Source organism: Natronobiforma cellulositropha (assembly GCF_025629245.1).
GTDB classification, from domain to species: Archaea; Halobacteriota; Halobacteria; order Halobacteriales; family Natrialbaceae; genus Natronobiforma; species Natronobiforma cellulositropha.
This window is the reverse complement of record NZ_JANZXN010000025.1, coordinates 20536-40941: the sequence shown is the minus strand read 5'-3', so window position 1 is coordinate 40941 and position 20406 is coordinate 20536. Positions and strand designations below refer to the sequence as shown.

The 20406-nt window shown below is 66.0% G+C and carries 18 protein-coding genes; 11 read left to right on the top strand and 7 right to left on the bottom strand.

The window, feature by feature from the left end:
- The first annotated feature begins 1081 nt into the window (after positions 1-1081).
- Positions 1082-2854, top strand: coding sequence for an asparagine synthase-related protein (locus N0B15_RS12005; RefSeq protein ID WP_263019952.1), 1773 nt, complete (start codon positions 1082-1084; stop codon positions 2852-2854).
- 55 nt (positions 2855-2909) lie between these two features.
- Positions 2910-3995, top strand: coding sequence for a thiamine ABC transporter substrate-binding protein (locus N0B15_RS12000; RefSeq protein WP_263019951.1), 1086 nt, complete (start codon positions 2910-2912; stop codon positions 3993-3995).
- Positions 3996-4061: 66 nt separating this feature from the next.
- Here N0B15_RS12000 and N0B15_RS11995 read toward each other — a convergent pair whose 3' ends face one another.
- The gene (locus tag N0B15_RS11995; RefSeq protein WP_263019950.1) at positions 4062-4385 is read right to left on the bottom strand and encodes a thiamine-binding protein; all 324 of its coding nucleotides are present in this window, start codon (positions 4383-4385) and stop codon (positions 4062-4064) included.
- Positions 4386-4523: 138 nt separating this feature from the next.
- Between N0B15_RS11995 and N0B15_RS11990 the strand changes: the two genes are divergently transcribed.
- Together N0B15_RS11990 and N0B15_RS11985 are read left to right on the top strand one after the other, a co-directional pair.
- A complete protein-coding gene (locus N0B15_RS11990) occupies positions 4524-6368 on the top strand; it encodes an ABC transporter permease (protein WP_263019949.1) in 1845 nt (614 codons plus the stop codon).
- Positions 6358-7443, top strand: coding sequence for an ABC transporter ATP-binding protein (locus tag N0B15_RS11985; protein ID WP_263019948.1), 1086 nt, complete (start codon positions 6358-6360; stop codon positions 7441-7443). The genes N0B15_RS11990 and N0B15_RS11985 overlap by 11 nt, the downstream gene beginning before the upstream one ends.
- 80 nt (positions 7444-7523) lie before the next feature.
- On the opposite strand, the gene N0B15_RS11980 is transcribed toward N0B15_RS11985, so the two are convergent.
- The 3 genes from N0B15_RS11980 to N0B15_RS11970 form a co-directional block, all read right to left on the bottom strand.
- Positions 7524-8387: a DUF6159 family protein gene (locus N0B15_RS11980; RefSeq protein ID WP_263019947.1), complete on the bottom strand. Its 864-nt coding sequence runs from the start codon at positions 8385-8387 to the stop codon at positions 7524-7526.
- 72 nt (positions 8388-8459) lie between these two features.
- Positions 8460-9497, bottom strand: a complete 1038-nt coding sequence (locus N0B15_RS11975) for a DUF7972 family membrane protein (protein ID WP_263019946.1) — start codon at positions 9495-9497, stop codon at positions 8460-8462.
- A gap of 57 nt (positions 9498-9554) precedes the next feature.
- Positions 9555-10637 carry a DUF7972 family membrane protein gene (locus tag N0B15_RS11970; protein WP_263019945.1) on the bottom strand — a complete coding sequence of 361 codons (1083 nt, stop codon included), beginning with the start codon at positions 10635-10637 and terminating at the stop codon, positions 9555-9557.
- A 120-nt stretch (positions 10638-10757) separates the two neighbouring features.
- Here N0B15_RS11970 and N0B15_RS11965 point away from each other — a divergent pair, with 120 nt between their 5' ends.
- On the top strand, positions 10758-11273 hold the full coding sequence (locus N0B15_RS11965; protein WP_263019944.1) for an FxLYD domain-containing protein: 516 nt from the start codon (positions 10758-10760) through the stop codon (positions 11271-11273).
- Positions 11274-11302: 29 nt separating this feature from the next.
- On the opposite strand, the gene N0B15_RS11960 is transcribed toward N0B15_RS11965, so the two are convergent.
- Both N0B15_RS11960 and N0B15_RS11955 read right to left on the bottom strand, forming a co-directional pair.
- Positions 11303-11854: an HPP family protein gene (locus N0B15_RS11960; protein WP_263019943.1), complete on the bottom strand. Its 552-nt coding sequence runs from the start codon at positions 11852-11854 to the stop codon at positions 11303-11305.
- A 54-nt stretch (positions 11855-11908) separates the two neighbouring features.
- Positions 11909-12730 carry a PspA/IM30 family protein gene (locus N0B15_RS11955; RefSeq protein WP_263019942.1) on the bottom strand — a complete coding sequence of 274 codons (822 nt, stop codon included), beginning with the start codon at positions 12728-12730 and terminating at the stop codon, positions 11909-11911.
- A 250-nt stretch (positions 12731-12980) separates the two neighbouring features.
- On the opposite strand from N0B15_RS11955, the gene N0B15_RS11950 reads away from it, so the two are divergent.
- Positions 12981-13355: a hypothetical protein gene (locus N0B15_RS11950; protein WP_263019941.1), complete on the top strand. Its 375-nt coding sequence runs from the start codon at positions 12981-12983 to the stop codon at positions 13353-13355.
- A gap of 4 nt (positions 13356-13359) precedes the next feature.
- Here N0B15_RS11950 and N0B15_RS11945 read toward each other — a convergent pair whose 3' ends face one another.
- On the bottom strand, positions 13360-13758 hold the full coding sequence (locus N0B15_RS11945; RefSeq protein ID WP_263019940.1) for a cyclophilin-like family protein: 399 nt from the start codon (positions 13756-13758) through the stop codon (positions 13360-13362).
- Positions 13759-13970: 212 nt separating this feature from the next.
- Between N0B15_RS11945 and pyrG the strand changes: the two genes are divergently transcribed.
- From pyrG to N0B15_RS11920, 5 genes are all read left to right on the top strand, one after another.
- Entirely contained in the window at positions 13971-15623 is a 1653-nt protein-coding gene (pyrG, locus tag N0B15_RS11940) for a glutamine hydrolyzing CTP synthase (RefSeq protein ID WP_263019939.1), read from the top strand.
- Between the two features lie 155 nt (positions 15624-15778).
- Complete coding sequence (locus N0B15_RS11935) at positions 15779-17572, top strand: family 43 glycosylhydrolase (protein ID WP_263019938.1); 1794 nt, start codon at positions 15779-15781, stop codon at positions 17570-17572.
- 276 nt (positions 17573-17848) lie between these two features.
- Positions 17849-18715, top strand: a complete 867-nt coding sequence (locus N0B15_RS11930) for a DUF726 domain-containing protein (protein WP_263019937.1) — start codon at positions 17849-17851, stop codon at positions 18713-18715.
- Between the two features lie 259 nt (positions 18716-18974).
- Positions 18975-19892, top strand: a complete 918-nt coding sequence (guaA, locus tag N0B15_RS11925; RefSeq protein WP_263019936.1) for a glutamine-hydrolyzing GMP synthase — start codon at positions 18975-18977, stop codon at positions 19890-19892.
- Positions 19893-19896: 4 nt separating this feature from the next.
- Positions 19897-20253, top strand: coding sequence for a DUF7126 family protein (locus N0B15_RS11920; protein ID WP_263019935.1), 357 nt, complete (start codon positions 19897-19899; stop codon positions 20251-20253).
- The last annotated feature ends 153 nt before the right edge of the window (positions 20254-20406 follow it).

Sequence of the window (20406 nt, the reverse complement as noted above, 5' to 3'; positions counted from 1 at the left end):
CCGCTTCACTTCCTAGTAACCTCGACAAGTAGCAGCTCTTGCTAGAACCCTAGAACTTACTAGCCAGGGGCTCAGGAGGCCAATTTCGAACGTCTAAACAAGGCCCTCATCTATGTATTGACTATTCATTCATGGAGAAAAGAATTTAAGGTGGAAATCCTGATAGAAAAGTATCGGCTGGAAGAATTTTTTGGGGGCGGTGGCTGCGGGTTGAGTATCCAGCAGCGCTGGTGGGGGATCGAGGGCAGGATAAGATCGGAGGATAACCCGTTTCCGCGGAGTGACAACCTCAGACTTGAAAATCGGACTCCGCTTTTGGGCGATCAATCTTCGAGAAGGGTGGCAATTATATACTTCGACAACCAATTCAGATTCTATACTAATTGTGAAAATCCTGACTTATATGCTCCGTAACTATACCAAATGTTTATATAATTGCTATTGGTGTTTCACCTATGGTTATGAGCCATATAACCCGTCGCCACCTCCTCGCTGTGATCGGTATCACGCCCGCAGCAGGGTGTATAGATTCACTTCCAGTCGGTTCAACAGGAGTCCCTCTTGGGAGTATCCTTATTAGCAATGCAACTGACGAGCCACAGTCTGTAAGACTACAGTTACAACGAGCGGATGAGTCAGTCTATGACGATACTATCGAAGTCAGTGAAAATGAGTACGAAATAATCGACCCTACGTGGTCGTCAGAACCTTCGAGATACAGACTCGAGTGCACTACAGACGATGAGTCGAGAGAATTATCGCTTCCAGAGGATACGGAGGTAGAAAATTGTAATTACGTTGTAATCTATTTTGATTCGTATATTGATTTTGATATTCAAGTGTACGATACTCCACCGAATAACGAAATGGTGTGTTAGATACCTGATAGAACGCATGTGATAACCCTGCATTCGGCTCCGACGAATAACCAGACTGCACCGGGCTGTGGCCTCTCACCGTCTTCCAAAGGGCCGTCAGCCAGTGTCAACGGGTTCCTCGAGCGTACAGTCACTCCGGTGTGACGCCTCGAGCGGCCACCCCAACTCGTCGAACCTTTAGTTGCGGGCGCAGACGAGCGGGTATGGACGCGGTGGTGTGCGCGCCGGGGTGGACTCGAGCGGGCGACGTGGCGGTCCGGGGGCGGGCGTTCGACGGCGAGGTGCTGCTCGAGGGCGACTCGCTCGCCGCACGGTTCGAAGACGCGCTCGAGGGCGATCCAACCAGGCGTCTCGAGCGGGTCGCCGAGGTCGCGAGCGGACTCGAGGGGTTCTACGGGGCGGTGCTCACGCACGGGGCGACGGCGGTGTTGGTGGCCGACGGCGCGCGGTCGGTGCCGCTGTACTACGACGCGGCGGGGCGGGTGGTGAGCGACCGCGGCGGGGTGGTTCGCGAGGCGGTCGACGCCGAGTGTGACCCCCTGACCGAGCGTGAGTTCCTGCTCACCCGGTACGTGACCGGGCCGGAGACGGTCTGGGAGGGAGTGTACGCCACCCAGCCGGGTGAGGTGGTGCAAGTCGGCGAGGGCGGCCTCGAGCGCCGGACCTACCGCGAGTACTGGCCGTCGGGAGCGGGAGCCGCCGACCCGCTCGAGGCGCTCCGTGCAGGTCTCGAGTGTGCACTCGAGCGGCTCGAGTGTGTCGCCGAGGGGCGACCGGTCGTCGTCCCGCTCTCGGGGGGCTACGACTCGCGGCTGCTCGCCTCGGCACTCGTCGAGCGCGGACTCGAGGTGGTCGCGTTCACCTTCGGCCGGGCGGGCCACCCCGACGTGGAAGTGAGCCGCGAGGTGGCTGCCAGACTCGGGATTCGCTGGGAGTTCCTCGAGTACTCGGCGCGCGAGTGGGCGGAGTGGTACCACGGCGAGGCGTGTACCCGCTATCGCGCGTGGGCCTTCGGCGGGGACGCCCTGCCGTTTCTCGCGGAGTGGCCCGCGGTCCGGGGGCTGCTCGAGGGGGGACGGCTCCCTCGGGATGGCCTCTACTGTCCGGGCCACACCGTCGCGACGCCGAGCGAGCGCCTGCCGCGGTTCGTCGGCGAATCCGGAGACGGCCACGAGACGAACCTCGGCTGTGGCCCCGCCGTCGACGCCGACGTCGACCCCGGCGAGACGGCCACCATCGAGCCGTCGCTCGAGGCGCTCTGTGAGTACGTCCTCGACACTCACTACACGCTCTGGGAGTGGGAGGACGACCGCCTCCGCGAGCGCTTCGCCGCACGGATTCGGCGGGGACTGCTCGGCGGGCGCGAGCGGGAGGCAGTTTCGAGTCCCGAGCGTGCCGCCGCGGCGTACGAACGCTGGGAGTGGCGCGGCCGGATGGCGACGTTCACCAACGGCGACCTGCGCGTCTACGAGGACGCGGGTCTCGAGTGGTGGCTGCCGCTGTGGGATCCGGCGTACGTCCGCGCGTGGGAGCGCGTGCCGGTCGCGAGTCGGCGGGGAAAGGCCGCCCACGCGGCGCTGGCGCTCGAGTGCTACGAGCGGGCGGCCGACGTCCCGGCGAACCGTGTCTCGCTCACCGACCGCTCACTCGAGCCAGCCGACCGGCTGCTCGCGCTCCTGCGGTACACCCCCGAACGCCAGTTCACCGAGCACGGTGGCGAGTGGGAACCGCCGTTTCTCACGCCCCGCTCGCGCTGGGGCGACCGCGGCGAGCACCCGCTCGCGTGGGATGGCGTGGTCCACTCGGACGCGGACGGCCGCCTGCCGCCGTTTCGGACCCTCTACTCGCTGCGGACGCTCGCGGAGACGGGCCACCTCGACCTCGACGCCTCGGGGGGACTGCTCCGGAGTGGTCTCCGATTCGAGCGCTCGAGCGCAGCGGGGACGCGCCTCGTCTTCGACCACTCCCGGCGGTGACACGGCTCACGGCCGATCGCTACGCTTACCAATCACCCGGTACGACCACCGGGTAATGGACCGACGTACGTTTCTCGCGGTCGGGGGGACTGCCACGGCGACGGCACTGGCTGGCTGTTCGGTGACGAGTACGGGAACCGACGACGACTCGACGAGCACCGACGAGGAGACGCTCGTCGTCGCGACCTACAGCAACTTCGTCGACGCGCCGAGTGACAGCCCCGGCGTGTGGATGAAAGAGGAGTTCGAGGCCCGCCACGAGGGCGTCACGCTCGAGTGGAGCACGCCATCCCAGGAGGTGAACTACTTCATCGAGCGCCACAACGAGGGCGTCGGCATCGACGCCGAGGTCTACCTCGGACTCAGGCCACACGACCTGGTTCGGATCGACGAGAACACCGACGGCGGGTTGCTCACCGAAACCGACGAGAGCGCGCTGAGTCACATCGACGATGTCGGCGAGCAGTACTACTTCGACCCGCAGGGTCGGGTGATCCCGACCTACCTCAGCCACGCTGCGATGGTCTACGACGGGCGTGAAGTCGAGAGTCCGGGTTCGTTCGACGCGCTGGTGAGCGAGGAGTATACCGGCAAGTTCGCCCTCTCGAACCCACAGGAGGGAACCACCGGCTTGCTCTTCTTGCTCTGGACGATCCACGAGTTCGGCGAGGACGGCTACCTCGAGTTCTGGCGCGACCTCGTGGACAACGACGCGCGCATCCTCGACTCCTGGGGCGACGTCTACACCCAGTTCCAGAACGACGAGGTGCCGGTCGTCCTCTCGTACTCGAACGACCGCGTCTACGCCAAACGCGCCGAGAACGACCTGGACAAACACCAGGTCGGCTTCCTCGACGGTCAGGGCTACGCCAACATGCTCGGCATGGCCCGCTTCGCCGACGGCACGAACGACGACCTCGCCCACGCGTTCATGGACTTCGTCCTCGAGCCGGAGGTCCAGGCGGTGATCGCCGAACGGAACGTCACCGGCCCGGTCAACGAGCGGACGGAACTCCCCGAGGTCTACGCCGAGTACGCACAGGAACCCGACGAGATCGTCTTCTTCGACTACGACGAACTCCGCGGGAACCTCTCCGGATGGGTCGACGAGTGGGGGCGTGAGATCGCCGGTGGCCGCTGAGAGACGGGGGGTTCGGCAGGTCGCCGACTCACTCGAGCGACGACGGCAGGCGCACCCGGAGACGGCTCACTCGTCGCGCTCGCGCGTCCCCGTCGCCTCCCGGCCGAGTTCGCGCTCGACGGCGTCGACCTTCTCGCTCGCGGCGAACGACGCCCCGCGTTTCTCGTCTAACTGGACGAGCGTCTGGACGTTCTCGGCGTCGACCGCCTCGTGGGCGGCCGCACACGCCGCGAGTAACTCGTGGACGTCGTCGGCCTCGAGCGTCGTCGCCATCGGCGTCGTCTCGTACGAGACGTCGAACGCCTCGAGCGCGTCGATGGCGGCGGCAACGTCCGCCGTAATATCTCCCTCTGTGATCGGCGTCACTCGCAACAGCGCGAAGACGGTCATGGCCGGGCGTTCTCGCGAGCGGGCATTAGCGATTTCGCTCGAGCGCCGGGCGCGAGGGCTGTGCCGACCGGGAGAGACGCGTCACACGAGAGGGAACTGCTGGCCGAGGCGAGTACGCGCTCAGTGGAGAGTGGCGAGATGAGTCGGCCCGTCGGATCCCAGCGCGAAGGCGTGAAGGGGAACGCGGGTGACGCGACCGCGAACGGGCGCGCGAGGCGGGTTCGCGACGGACTCGAGCGGCGACTGCTCGGGCTCTCGGCGGTCGGGACGGCGCTGATCTTGCTGGTGTTGTTCTACTACCCGGTCTGGACGGTGTTTCGCGAGTCCGTCGTCGTCGACGGGACGGCCACCCTCTCGGTGTTTCTCGACCTGCTTCGGGACCCGTTTTACTTCGGTGACCTCGCGCGGGTGTTCGCGGGCGAGTCGCCGCTCGCTGTCGGGCGGGAGTTCCTCTTCGGCGAGCGTCGCCTCGGCATCGTCGGCTTCACCGCCTACCAGGCCGCACTCTCGACGCTGCTGAGCGTCGCACTCGGCTTACCCGCCGCCTACGTGCTCGCGCGCTACGAGTTCTACGGGCGGCGGACGCTGCGCTCGCTCACCATCCTCCCGTTCGTCCTCCCCTCGATCATGGTCGCCGTCGGCTTCGCCGCCACCTTCGGACGCACCGGCACGCTCAACGGCGCGCTCGGTGTGGTCGGTCTCGGCCCCGTCGACCTCATGTTCACACTCGAGGTCGTCCTCCTCGCTCACGCCTTCTACAACGCGCCGCTGGTCGCTCGCGTGACGGTCGCCGCCTGGGAGTCGGTCGACGCGAGCGCCGTCGAAACGGCCAGAAGTCTGGGAGCCAGCCCGTTCCGGGCGTTTCGCGACGTGATTGCCCCACAACTGTACCCGGCAGTCCTGATGGGCGCGGCGCTCACGTTCATCTTCACCTTCGGGACCTTCCCCATCGTCCTCGCCCTCGGCGGCTTTCAGCTTGCGACCGTCGAGGTGTTCGTCTACCAGCTGGTTCGCGACCTCAACTACGCCGAGGCCGCCGCCCTCGCCATCGTCGAACTGGTCATCACGCTCGGCGTCCTCTACGCCTACCTGCGCTACGAGGCGAGACACGCCGTCCGCTCGAGCGGGGCACGGCCGCTCCCGAGAAAACGACTCGTCCCGACGACGCGTTCGGTCCGCGACCTCCTCCCGCGTGCGGGCATCGCCGGCTACGCCGTGATCGCCGTCTTCGTCTTCGTCGCACCGATCGTGAGCATGGTCTACGCGAGCGTCGCGGGACCGAACGGGCCCACGCTCGCCCACTACGAGTTCCTCGTAGAGCGCCAGGCGACCGGCGCGGCGTTCCAGGTCCAGCCCTGGCCAGCGATCAGGAACTCGATCCTCTTCGCCGTCGGCGCGCTCGCCATCTCGCTGCCGATGGGCGTCGCCATCTCGGTGCTGACCACCCGCCGCTACCGCGGGCGGAAACTCGTCGACGTCGTCGCGATGGCCCCGCTCGCCGTCTCGGGGATCATCGTCGGCATCGGCCTGCTCCGGGGACCCGTCTTCGGCTTCGAGATCGGGAGCTACCGGCTGGCGGTCGGCGGCGCGCTCGCCATCGTCGCCGCCCACGCCGTCTCCTGTTACCCGTTCGTCGTCCGGACGGTGGCTCCGGGTCTCGAGCGGACCGACCAGTCGCTGCTCGAGTCGGCACGGGCGCTCGGTGCGTCGCGCACGCGGGCGCTGCTCGACGTGGAGCTACCGTTGATCTGGCCGGGCGTCGTCGCCGGGGCGGCGTTCGCCTTCGCCATCTCGATGGGTGAGTTCTCCTCGACGATCGTCCTCGCGACGGGCACCGACCAGTACACGATGCCGATCGCGATCGAACGCTTCATCGGGCGTCGCCTCGGACCGGCAACCGCAATGGGCGTGGTCTTGCTCGTGGTCACCAGTGTGAGTTTCGTCGTCATCGACCGCCTCGGCGGGGAGAGCTATGGGATCTGAGGGGGTCACGGGCGGCGGACGCGAGCCACCAGTCGCACTCGAACTCGAGGGCGTGAGCAAGCTCTACGCCGAGACGACCGCCGTCGACGACCTCTCGCTCTCGGTGCGAGAGGGCGAGTTCTTCACGCTCGTCGGTCCCTCCGGCTGTGGGAAGACGACCACGCTCCGGCTGATCGCGGGCTTCGAGTCGCCGACGGCGGGGACGGTTCGCTTCCGTGGCGTCGACGTCTCCGGGACGCCGCCGGAGGCGCGGGACGTCGGCGTCGTCTTCCAGAACTACGCGCTGTTTCCACACATGAGCGTCGGCGAGAACGTCGGCTACGGACTCAACTTCGCCGACCCACCCGGCGGCGTCTCCCGCGAGCGTCGCGTCGCCGAACTGCTCGAGTTAGTCGACCTCGCGGGGTTCGAAGAGCGCGACCCCGAGAAGCTCTCGGGCGGCCAGCGCCAGCGCGTCGCCATCGCCCGTGCGCTCGCGCCGGGACCGGACGTCCTCTTACTCGACGAGCCGATGAGCGCCCTCGACGCACAGCTTCGCGAACACCTCCGGGTGCAGGTGCGAGCCATCCAGCGAGAGCTCGGGATTACGACCGTCTACATCACTCACGACCAGGAGGAGGCGCTCGCCATCTCCGACCGGGTCGCGGTGATGCGCGCGGGCGCACCCGAACAGGTCGGGACGCCGACGGAGATCTACCGCGAGCCAGCCACCGCCTTCGTCGCGACGTTCGTCGGCGACAACAACGTCTTCGACGGCGAAGTGCACGCTGTGGGCGAGACCGTCGCCTCGGTCGCCGTCGGCGGCGAGACGCTCGAGGTCGCCACGGCTGGCCACGAGGTCACCGCCGGTGACCGCCTCACCTTCTGTGTCCGTCCCGAAAACCTGCGCGTCGACGCGACGACGAACGCCCTCGAGACGGCCGTCTCGAGCGCGGAGTTCTTAGGCGAGACGAGCCGCGTCCACCTCGCGTGGGGCGGGCGCGACCTCGTGATTCGGACGCCGGAGCCACGCGAGGGGAGGGTCGTCGTCGGCTTCGCGCCGGAGGACGCCCACGTGATCGACGTGGGTCGCTAGTCCTCCGACGAGCGTCGGCTGGTGAGTGAAACCGGGCAGCCGCACTCGGTTCCACTCATCCGCTCAGGCTTGCAGAAGCACTAGATACCGCGGCGAATGCCGCCGAGCGACTGCGTCTGGCTCGAGTCGTCCGCCTCGAACAGCGACTCGAAGTCGAACGAGCGGAACGCCTCGGGTTCGATCGACTCGGTCGCGTAGACGTAGAGGGCGGTCTTGGCGACGCCGGTGATGACGCCGCCGACGAGGACGGCGGCGACGACCGCGCCGATGGCGATGACGACCGCCGTGACGATCGAAGCCGCCGTCGGAATCACGACGCCGACGACGACTGCGAGGGCGATACCGGCGATGGCGATGAGTGCGGGAATGACGTTCAACCCGACGTTCGCCCCCGCCGTCTCGCCCCAGGTGTCTTTGAAGATGGAGGCGCTCCGGGTGAACATCGAGCGTGGCGAAGCGTCCTCGAAGACGATCACCGGGACGACGAAGAAGGTCGCGACCGTCCAGCCGACGCTGAAGACGACCGCAGCGATCTGTGCACCGACCCCGCCGCGGGACTCGAGCGACTGGATCACGATGCCGACGATGGCGCTCGCGAGCGCCCAGACGAGCAGTGCCTTCGTGTGGCCCAGCGCGGCCTCGAGACCCGCCCGAATGCTCGGCTGCTCGCCGTGGAAGACGGTCCGTACTGAGTGAACCAGCGCGGCGTTGAACAGCGCAGCGATGAACGTCGTCCCGAGGTAGACGACGAACAGGCCAGCGGCCTCGAGACCGCCGAGCGCGCTCGAGGCGAGCAACAGCGGTCCGAAAAGCGCGACGATGAAGACGATCGACGCGAGACCGCTGAGCAGTGGATACACGAGGAGCTTCGGGTGCGAACGCAGCACGCGAAGGCTCGCGAACGAGAGCAGGAATCCCATCTTGAGGCGACTGAACAGTCCCATGGCGGCGCGTTCGTCCGGCGACCGTATCAATGTATCTGACGTATTGAATGGACCTCATATTTTGGCTGGCCGTCACTCCCAGTCGATCTCTTCGCCGCGGCCGGACTCGCGGAGGATGAACGGCCCGATCGCGAGCGTCCGTTTGGCCATCGTCGCGATGCGCAAGACGAAGGCGATCAGGACGAGAAACGGCGAGACGGCGACCGTGGTGGCCGCGGCGACGGTCCAGACGAGCGTATCGATGCCGAGGACGGTTCCGGAGACCGCGCCGGTGTCGAAAAAGAGGATCATCGACGCGGCGACCACCAGCGCCGGGACGGCGATGTACATCATCGCGCGCGAGAGGTTGATGAGTTCCCACTGGAAGTAGAGCGTCTTGAAGTGTTCGCGCGCGAGACCGAACAGCTCGAGGCTCTCGAGTAACTCGTCGTAGGCGTCTCGCACCTCGTCGTCGAACTCGTCTGTGTGTGTCGTCTCGAGTCGGCGTGCGCGAAAGATCTTCCAGGAGTAGTTGTAGTCGAGGGCGGCTTTCAACACCTCGTAGGTGCCGAACTGGGCGTCGTCTAACTCCTCGCACACCGCGTCGGCGTGTGTCGTCAGGTTGTCGACGAAGTCGTCGACCCGCTCGCGAAACGCCTCGTCTCGACGCGCCTCGACGACGTCGCGAAAGTCGAGCGCCCGGTCGGCGGAGGCGGCGACGATTGCCTGGAGGAACGAGGCCGGTTCTGGCGGGCCGACCGGCGCGTCGATCACGTCCTCGACGTCCTGGCGGAACGCCATCGATCCCTCGAGACGCTCGCGCTGGTCGGAGACCGCGCCGAGTTCCTGCGAGAGGACGAGCTGGTTGATGGTGACGACGAGGGTGACGCCGGTGATGAGCGCCGTGACGAGCGCCTGAAAGAGGGTGTGGACGGGCTCTTTCTCGCCCATCAGCGCCCGAAGCGAGACGGGACTGAGCGCGCTGAGTGCGAGCAGGCCACCGAAGACGAACACCATGAGCGCGCCCGCGACGAGCCAGCGGTTCGCGTTGAGCAGGAACCAGTGTTTCAGGGCGGAACCCTCGCTACGCTCGCGCATCGTATCGCCCGGGCGAGAGCCGTCGTCACTCATCCTGACACAGGCCTACCACGAACCCGCAGAAATAGCCACGGCCAGCGAGCGGGTCGCTCACTCGATCTCGGAGCGCTGCTCGAACGGTCCCTCGTCCGGATCTTTCTGGGGGAGCATCGGCCCGACCGAGGCGGTCCGCCGGGTCACCGTCGCCGTCCGAAGGATGTACGAGACCAACAACGCGAGCGGCGAGACGACCACCGCGATGAGCGCGCTCACGACGACCGGGAGGTAGACGAGCGAGATCGCCGCCCCGCCGAAATCCGCGTACACCAGGCCGATCAGCATCGCCGCGAGGATCGCTGGCAGGCCGGTGTAGATGGTCAGCTGCGAGAACCGGGTGAGTTCCCGCTGGAGGTAGGTCGTCTTGAAGTGCTCGCGGGCGACGGCGAAGAACTCGAGCACCTCGATCAACTCGTCGAGCGCCTCGAGCGTGGCCTGGCCGAGAGTGTCTTCGTGACGGGTTCGGAACTGCCTGGCAGCGTAGAGTTGCCAGGCGTCGTCGTAGGCGAGCGTCGCGGAGACCGCTTCGAACGTGCCGAACTGTGTGCCCTCGAACGTCTCGTCGAGCGCGTCGGTTCGTTCCTCGACGCGGGTCGCGTACGCACGGATCCGGTCGCGAACCTCGGCAGTGGGCACGTTGGCGGATTCGTCGGGAGGTCCCTCAGCGTCGGCGTCGACGGCGTCACCGACCGCTGCCGCCCGCCGGTGAATCGTCTCGGCGAGCACCTCGAGCAGTCCCGTCGGTGCGGCCGGAGGCACGGAGTCCTCGGCGGCGGTACCGACGTCGTGGCGGAACTCGAGGACGCCACCGAGGCGCTCTCTGGCCTCGCCTGCGGAGGAGAACTCCCGCGAGAGGATCAGCTGGTTGATCGAGACGACGAGCGTCACGAGCGAGAACGTCCCGGCGATCATCCCGCCAGCGAGGCGCGTGATGGAGTCGTCGTTGACGAACGAGATGACGCCGAGGTGAGCGAGTGTGAGAAAGAGGAGGAACGTCGCGGCCGAGAGGCAGAGGGCCAGGAAGAGCCGGTCACCGTCGATCAGAAGCCACTCTCGAGCGCGCTCGAGCGCACCGGTCTCCGCATCGGAGCCCGTGGTAAAGGAGGTCTGCGTCTCGTCGGTATCCGAGGCGCGCATGTGTCGGCTGGCTACCACGCCGACGCCGAAAAACGCCCCCGTTGCAGACGGCCGCCAGCAGCGCACACAGGTCCCCTGCAGGGCCCACACTGAACCGTCTCGGCGGCGTACAGAGGCGGGATGTGGCGCACTCTGGCGACCGACTCGAGCGAGCCTACCCCCGGCGGCCGGTGCGCTCGCCGCACACTCCTCTGTGCGTTCGGTGCGGGTACGCTGACGGCGCTCGCAGGCTGTGGCGCGGTCGAGAACGACCCCGTCTACGAATCCGGACCGATCGACGGGGACGGGCCAGCGCGGAACGCATCGGAGACGGTGGCCGCGCGAGCGCTCGCCGAGACCGACGCGAACGAGGGGGCGTCTCCGCTCGGACGCCTCACGGTCGAGGAACACGCGTTCATCCTCGAGTCGGGCTACGAGGGAGCGACGGTCCAGGGCGTCGTCGGCGTCGACGAGCGCGTCGAGTACGCCGAAGTTCGCGTGCGCGTCTACGACGCAGACGGCGACCAGCGCGGGCGGTACCTCGATTCGACCGGCGACCTCGCTGGCGGGTCGCGCTGGCGCTTCAGCGTGATCCTCCTCGAGTCGCCAGCGGACCTCGAGCGCTACGACGTGGCGGTGCTCGGCGTGCCGGCGTAGACGAGGTAGTACTCGCGTTCCGGTGGTGCTCACTCGCGTGCGTCTTCGGGGACGAACCCGAACCGTCTCGCGAGCGGCGCGAGGAGGTACTCGTGAAAGCCGACGAGGATCGCGACCGCGACGACGATGACGACCGCGTCGGTGAGACCGCCCATGAGACCGAGGGCGATGATGAGCGTCGTCGCACACGCCGCCGGGTGGTTGGTCTTCGTCACCAGCATGGCGACCGTCGTGAGAACCATCGCGGCCGTCGAACTCGCGGTGAGGGCGACGATCTCCCACGAGAAGGCCGGGTCGGCGGCGGCGAACACCTCGTAGGCGGACGTGTCGTTCGCGAACAGCGCGTAGGCGAGCAGTCCGGCGACGACCGCGACGGCGTGGCCGCCCACCACGTGGTAGGGTCCCTCCTCGCGTGGCTGTTCGCCGGTCGCCAGTAAGTACGCCGACGGGCCGAGACTCGGAAAGAGAAAGGGCTGGCCCGTCACGACCGCGATCACACCGAGAACGGAGAAGTGAAGAAAGACGTTGAGACCGGCGCTGTACTCGTCGCGAACCGAATACTCACCGCCGAGTGGTATCATGAGACCCCAGACGTGGGGAGTCACCGCCCGAGCACAAAAACGCTCGTCCGAGTGTCAGCGCTCTTCTTCCTGCAGTTCCGCGAGTTCGGTCTCGACGTCCTCGTCTGCGACCTCCGCCTCGAGGTCGTCGAGGTCGACGTCCTCCTCGGCGTCTTCGACCGGTTCGCTCTCGCTCTCACCCTCGCCGAGTTCGGACTTGAGCGTCTCGAGTTCGGCGTCGACGCCGCTGTCGGCCGAGAGACTCTCGAGTTCGCGGTCGATGCTGTCCTTGTCGCTGAAGACGTCGTCGAACGCCCCGGTGTCGTGGAGTTCGTCGAGGGCGGCCGCACGCGCCTCCATGTCCTCGGTGCGTTCTTCGGCGCGTTCGATCGCCCGGCCGACGTCCTCGAACTCCTCGCCGGTGGCGGTCATCGCCTCCGAGACCGTCGAACTCGCCTCGGCGGCCTCGTAGCGCGCCTTCATCGTCTCCTTGCGCGTGCGGAACTCCTCGATGCGCGTCTGGAGGTCGTTCTTCTGCTCGATGAGCCGATCCTGCTGGCTCTGGAGGTCAGAAATTTGGCGCTCGAGTTCCTCGATCTGGTTCATCTTCGCCTTCTTCTTCTCGAGTGCGCGCCGGGCGAGGTCTTCGCGGTCCTGCTGGACGGCGGTGCGCGCCTGCCCGTTGTGCTTCTCGACGTTCTCTTCGAGGCGGCGCTTTTGCATCTCGAGGCGTTTCTTCTGCGTCGTCAGATCGGCGATGCCGCGTTTGACCTGCTGTAGTTGATCGCGCATCTGCTCGTAAGAGTAATCGAGCGTCTGCGTCGGATCCTCGGTGCGGTCGAGGATCGCGTTGATCTTCGACCGGATGACGTAGGAGGTCCGAGAGAGGATACCCATACCTACTACGTGTCGCTCACGCCCCTTAAAAACATCACTTCCTCAACAGACAGCGTAGTCGGTGGTCGGTTGCGAGCGCCGGGGCGGTAGGCGATCCTCGACAGCGTCGAGGTCGTCTACACACAGGAGGAGCGAGGAGACCGAATGCGAAAGCGATCCGGCGCTCGACCGACGCAAACGATGGCCGACCGGGAGTGATACTTTCGATTCGGGCGATATACTTTTATTACAGTACCAATATAGCTATTGTATGTCGAAGAGCATCGATAGAATTACCAGCCAGAACGTGCCGGGCGAGAGGGCGCTCGAGCGGGTGCGCATCGCCGCCGTCGAGGAGCGGGACCACAGCGTCGACCTCGTCCTCGAGGTGCCGAGCTGTGAGCGAGTCACCCGTTCGGTGCAGAAACCGCCCGTCTGGGGGAGCAACTGCGCGCTCGCGACGCTGCTCGAGGCGTTCGACCTCGAACGCGAGAACCTGCAGGGACTGCTCGGCAAGCGCGTCCCCTGTACGCTCACGGCCGGGGAGGGTCTCGAGTCACTGGAACTCGACATCGCGTCTCTCGCCGAGGCGCACACGACGACCGCGGTGACGCCGCGGGGTTTCGGCGACCTCGAGTTGTCCTGATCGGTCACGTATCCCCATCATCTCGCGGGGTATCCGCACGCTCGAGTGTGAGCCTCCCCGCACCCTCGAGGCTCGCGAGTGCGGTGGTGTCCTCGACGAGCGCGACGAGGTTGACCGGCGAGGCCGCACGCGGTTCGTCGCCGTGGCTCGCGGGTGTCGGTCCCCAGAACAGACACAGTGCGTTCCCAGCGGGCCAGTAGGCGAGCGCGCCCACGGGGACCTCCGTACGGGCGTTCTCGAGGCCCACGTCGACCGGCGTCGAGAAGTAGAGCTCGTCACCCCAGCGAGCGGCGTCACCCGAGAGCGGGAGAGCCGCCTCGAGTGCGGCACGCGTCTCGGGGGCGTCGTCGGTGAAGGTCGCCTCGAGTCGAACGTCGTCGACGGAGATGATGAGGTCGGCCATGGTCGAAGACTCGGGGAAATCGACATAAACGTCGGGATCGACGGCGAGGACTGTGCAAAGCAACGTGGGGCGCTCGAGACCGGACCGGGGGACACCGTGAGCGTGGATCGAAGACGCGCGCTCTCGAGCGTGAGAGAACCACACGCGTGCGAATCGGGACACGGGTGGGCCGCCTTCGAAATGGTTTTGACTACGACTCTCGCACACTCGGTATGCCGACGGAAACGAAGGCCCAGTACGACCCGTCGCTGGGCAATAAGTTCATATTCGTGACGGGCGGGGTAATGTCCGGACTCGGGAAGGGGATCACGGCCGCGAGCACCGGCCGTCTGCTGAAGAACGCCGGCTTCGAGGTCACGGCGGTGAAGATCGACCCCTACCTGAACGTCGACGCGGGGACGATGAACCCCTACCAGCACGGCGAGGTCTACGTGCTGAAAGACGGCGGCGAGGTCGACCTGGATCTGGGCAACTACGAGCGCTTCCTGGGCATCGACATGACCTCCGATCACAACATCACCACGGGAAAGACCTACCAGCAGGTGATCGAAGCCGAGCGCGCCGGTGACTACCTGGGCAAGACCGTCCAGATCATCCCTCACATCACCGACGACATCAAACGCCGGATCCGCGAGGCCGCCGCCGGCACCGACGTCTGTATCGTCGAAGTCGGCGGGACCGTGGGCGACATCGAGAGTATGCCCTACCTCGAGGCGCTACGTCAGTTCGCCCACGAAGAGCCCGAAGAGAACGTGCTGCTCGTCCACGTCACCCTCGTTCCACACTCGAAAAACGGCGAGCAGAAGACGAAGCCGACCCAGCACTCGGTCAAGGAGGTCCGCTCGATCGGACTCCAGCCGGACATCATCGTCGGCCGCTGTGACGAGGAACTCTACCCGGAGACGAAAGACAAGATCGCCCTCTTCTGTGATATCCCAACTGAAGCGGTCTTCTCGAACCCCGACGTCGAAGACGTCTACCACGTCCCGCTCGTCGTCGAAGAGGAGGGACTCGACCAGTACGTCTTAGAGCGCTTCGACATGGCCGGCGAGGCCCTCCCGGCCGGAGAGCGCGCCAACGAGTGGCGTGAGGTCGTCACGACCGAGAAAGACGGCAGCGTCGACGTGGCACTCGTCGGGAAGTACGATCTCGAGGACGCCTACATGTCGATCCACGAGTCGCTCAAACACGCGGGATTCGAACTCGGCGTCGACGTGAACGTCCAGTGGGTCGACGCCGACGAGATGGCCGACCACCACACCGAGCGCCTCGAGCAGGCCGACGGGATCGTCGTCCCCGGCGGCTTCGGCATGCGCGGAACCGACGGCAAGATCGAGGCGATCAAGTACGCCCGCGAGAACGACGTTCCCTTCCTGGGTCTCTGTCTGGGCTTCCAGATGGCCGTCGTCGAGTACGCTCGGAACGTCCTCGGACTCGAGGGCGCACACTCGGCGGAGATGGACGAAGAGACGCCACACCCGGTCATCGACATCCTCCCCGAGCAGTACGAGGTCGAGGACATGGGTGGGACGATGCGACTCGGCGAGCACATCACCGTGATCGAACCCGAGACGCTCGCCTACGACCTGTACGCCGACACCTCCTGTACGGAACGCCACCGCCACCGCTACGAGGTCAACCCCGAGTACTTCGAGCACTTCGCCGACGAACCGCTCGTCTTCTCGGGTACCGCGGGCAACCGGATGGAGATCCTCGAACTCGAGGGCCACCCGTTCTTCCTCGGGACGCAGTATCACCCCGAGTACACCTCCCGCCCCGGCAACCCGAGTCCGCCGTTCGTCGGCCTGCTCGAGGCCGTACTCGAGCGAACCCAGACGGTCGCGATGAGCGACACGCAGGTCTGAGCCGAAGTCGACACACGTTCTCCAGTCAGCGTCGGAGGGGGTCAGTCTCGAACACGGCGACCTCGGTCACATTCGATACAGTAAATTGTAACATGAATTAATACGGTAGAGCCAGTAACGCCGTGTAGGCATGCCACTTCGTATCAGAGGTCACCATGGGAACTGACGACGAACGGCGGACGGCGGACGTACCGGACCGGAGGGTACGCGAGGCGGTCGGCAGACGAGACCTGCTGCGGGCGATCGGTGCGGGTGCCATCGGCTCGGCGCTCCTCTCCGGGTCGGTCGGGACGGCATCGGCGACGAACGACGAGGAGACGCACTTCGAGAACCCGCTGTACGGTCCCGACTTCGCCGACCCGACGGTCCACCGCGACGACGATGGAACCTGGTGGGCGTACGCCTCGAACATGAGCTACAGCCACGCCAGCGAGCGGCTGGTACCGGTTCTCTCCTCACCGGACCTCGTCGACTGGACGTACGAAGGTGAGGCGTTCGACTCCCGCCCCGGCTGGCTCTACGGCTCGGTCTGGGCACCGGACATCCACTACTACGACGGCCAGTGGGTGCTGTTCTACGCACTCTGGCCACGGGACGACGACGACAGCCTCGTCCCGGGCGTCGGCGTCGCGACGGCCGACACACCGGACGGCCCGTTCACCGACCACGGAGAGGTCTTCTCGAACCCGGACCACCCTTACCCGGGCAACACCATCGACCCGTACTTCGTCGAGTACGACGGCCGGCCCTACCTCTTCTGGGCCAACTTCGCTGGCGTCTACTACGTCGAACTCACCGACGACCTGCAGGACTTCCTGCCCGAGACGTTCGGCCAGATCGTCGGGAACGCCTACGAGGGCCCGACCATCTTCTACCGCGACGGCTACTGGTACTTCTTCGGTGCGACCGGCTGGTGCTGTGACGGGTTCGAGAGCACCTACGAAGTCGAAGTCGGGCGCGCCGAGGACCTGTTCGGGCCGTACTACGACCGGGATGGAACACCGATGCTCGAGCGCGACGAGTGGAACGCGGGCGTCACCCACCTCGGAGACAGCGAGCGCTTCGTCGGGCCGGGTCACGGCGACGTGACCGTCGACGACGACGGCACGTACTGGTTCCTCTATCACGCCTACGACACCGAGGGACCGGAGTTCGCCGACGAGTACGGCTGGCCGCCCGCACGACAGCTGTTCGTGGACCGACTCTACTGGACGGCCGACGGCTGGCCGGTGATCGGCGGCGACGAGACGCCGAGTCTGCGCTCACCCGTTCCGAACCTGGGCCAGCGTCCCGCCCCCGTCAGCGACGGCACCTACCACATCGTAAACGGCTACAGTGAGCACTATCTCGGAACCGACGGCTCGGACGAAGGTGCGAGCGCGGTCGTCACGACGGCCGACACCGACTCACCGATCGAGTGGCAGGTGACGCGGCTGGACGGCGGGGAGTACCACATCGCGAACCTCGAGAGCGGACTGGCACTCGAGGTCGCCGAAGCCAGCACCAGCGACGGCGCGGACATCCAGCAGTGGCCCTGGCACAGTCACCCGACCCAGCGGTGGTTCCTCTTCGAGGAGGGTGACGGGGCGTACCGCCTCGAGAACGCCTGTAGCGCCAGCATCGCCGAGGTTGCAGAGGTCTCAACCGAGAGCGGGGCGAACGTCAGGCAGTGGACGGACAACGGGGGTGACCACCAGCGCTGGCACGTCGTCCCCGTCGACGCGGAGACCGACGGCATCGAACTCAACGGGTACACCGCGCGTGACCTCGACGGTGACGGCCGCTACCGCGACGTCACCGGCAACGGCCAGGTGGGGTTCAACGACGTCGTGACGTTCTTCGAGCACCTGGACGAGCCTGCAGTCCAGAACAACGTCTCGGCGTTCGACTTCGGCGACACCGGCGATATTGGCTTCACCGACGTCATCGCGCTGTTCGAAGGGATCTGAGCACGTCTGCGCGATCCCGGCTCGAGGCGATGATCGCCTCGTCCCATTTCACCATCTGGCACGGATGTGGGGATTCGACGAACCCTGAGTGTTAAATACATTCACAGTAGTGTAGAGACCATGTCTCGACATCGGATCTCGTCGCGTGAGCTCGTCGATCGGCGGGCTGTCCTCCGTAGCCTCGGTGCGGGTGGTCTCGCCGCTACCGGAGCTGGAACGGCGAGTTCGGTCGCTGCACAGACCGACGAACCAGTCGTTCTGGACCTCCGTGAGTCTGTGGACCCGGCACTTCCTGTCGTCGACGAACTGCTGATCTTCGTACACGGGTGGTTCGGCAGCAGCGCCGGGCCAGACCAGGCAGCAGCGCTGGCCGATTCCCTCGCAGCCGGTGGCTACGAAGCCGACAGGACGGTCGCTCTCGTGTGGGACGCCAGCAACCCCGACGCCAACGCAGTACTCGAGGATGGGGCGGCTGCCGGCGCCGAGCTCGCACCGCTCATCCAGGCAGTCACTGACGAGGGTGGCGGGTCGATTCGGCTCGTCGGCCACTCGTTGGGCGGCCGGGTTGCTCTCGATTCACTCGCCGCCCTGGACGAGGGGTACGTCGTCGACACCGTCTCACCGCTTGGCATCCCCGCCGATGGCTCGACCGTCACCGAAGGTGGCCGCTGGTACGACGCCATCGCAGCGCACGCTCGCGAGGTTCGGAACTACTACTCCGAGAACGACGACGTTATTCGAGGAGACTTCGGTGGCACAGACGATACCGCACTCGGTGCCGAAGGTGCTCTGGACCCATCGGCGACGCCGCACACGTACACGGACGTCGACGTTACCGACGCCGTCTCGAACCACGGCGCCTACACGAGCAGCCCGGTTCTCGGACAGGATCTCGCCGAGGCGATGGTCCAGCGAGACGACGACGACTCGATCGAACTGAACGGCTACGAGCCCCAGCCCTACGACGGCAGCGAGCGATACTACGACGTGACCGGTAACGGCCAGGTTGGCTTCAACGACGTCGTGACGTTCTTCGAGCACCTGGACGAACCAGCAGTCCAGAACAACGTCTCGGCGTTCGACTTCAGTGCAGACGGCTCAGTCGGCTTCGCCGACGTCGTGAGCCTCTTCGAACACCTCTGATACGGATCCTGGTACCGTTTCAGCCGGTGATCGCTTCCCGGTCGAGCGACCACCGGCTGACGAATCACAAGAGACCGTACGAGGCGGCCGGACATCTGGCAGGCGAGACGCTCGAGTCACGGATTCGCAACCGTTTTGCCCCGTCCTCACAGAGAGGGCGTATGTCGATCGAATACGATTCTTGCGGTCCCGGTCATCTCCGTCAGCAGGAGGCACGCTCACTGTTCCAGCCCGATCACCGTGCGGAGGTGTCCGCCTGATGGTCGAGACCGAGACGTTCGTCACCGACGCCGTCGCCGAAATCGGCGACGAGATCGGCGACGCAGACGCCGTGATCGCCCTCTCCGGCGGGGTCGACTCGTCGGTGGCAGCGGCGCTCGCCTACGAGGCCATCGGCGACCGACTGACCCCCGTCTACGTCGACACCGGCCTGATGCGCAAGGGCGAGACCGCCCAGATCGAGGAGACCTTCGCCTACATGGAGTCGCTCGTCGTCGTCGACGCGAAAGAGCGCTTCCTCGAGGCGCTCGCCGGCGTCACCGACCCCGAGGAGAAACGCGCGGTCATCGGCGAGCAGTTCATCCGCGAGTTCGAACGCGAGGCCCGCGAGGCGGGTGCCGACTACCTCGTCCAGGGGACGATCTACCCCGACCGCATCGAGAGCGAAGGGGGAATCAAGTCCCACCACAACGTCGGCGGTCTCCCCGACGTCGTCGACTTCGAGGGCATCGTCGAACCGGTTCGCGACCTCTACAAAGACGAGGTCCGCGAGGTCGCCCGCGCGCTCGGTCTCGACGAACTCGTCGCCGAACGCATGCCGTTCCCCGGTCCCGGTCTCGCCGTCCGCGTCATCGGCGAGGTCACCGAGGAGAAACTCGAGGTCGCTCGCGACGCCTGCCACGTCGTCGAGGACGAACTCGAGGAGTACGACCCCTGGCAGGCGCTCGCGGCGGTGGTCGGCAAGGCGACCGGCGTCAAGGGCGACAACCGCGTCCACGGCTGGATCGTCGCCGTCCGCTCGGTCGAGTCGAGAGACGGGATGACCGCCCGCGCACAGGAACTCGACTGGGAGACCCTCCAGCGGATCCAGAGCCGTATCACCGGGACGAACGAGAACGTCGCCCGCGTCGTCTACGACGTGACGCACAAACCGCCGGCGACGATCGAGTACGAGTGAGACCGTGAGCGACACCACCACCACAGGACCGACCCGCGCGGTCGTCGCCGGACCCGACGAGGACGCCATCGCCGACGCACTCGAGAGCGAGGGCCTGCGCGTCACGCGCGTCGACGGACCGCTCTCGAGACCGGTGCTCGAGGAAGCGGGCATCGTCGAGGCCGACCTCTACGTCCTGACCGACGTCGCCGAAGCGACGACGATTCCGATCGTCAAAGACCTGACCGACGAGTTGCGGACGGTCGTCTACGACCGCAACACGGTTCCGGAGTTCGTCAGGGGCCAACTCGACCTCGCGATCGACCCGCGACTCGTCGATGCGGAAATTGTTGCCGAAGAGTTGGCTGCAACCGGTTTCTGAACGGTCTCGCGACCGATTTCGCTCGGCTAAATCGGGCTAAAGTGGCCGATAATCCGGTATAAGAACGCTGTACCGTCTCCCCCGTTGAAGTAGTTACCTCGCCCAGTCGTCGATGGAGGTCGACGGCGGTCCGTCTCGAGGCACCCGGACCCG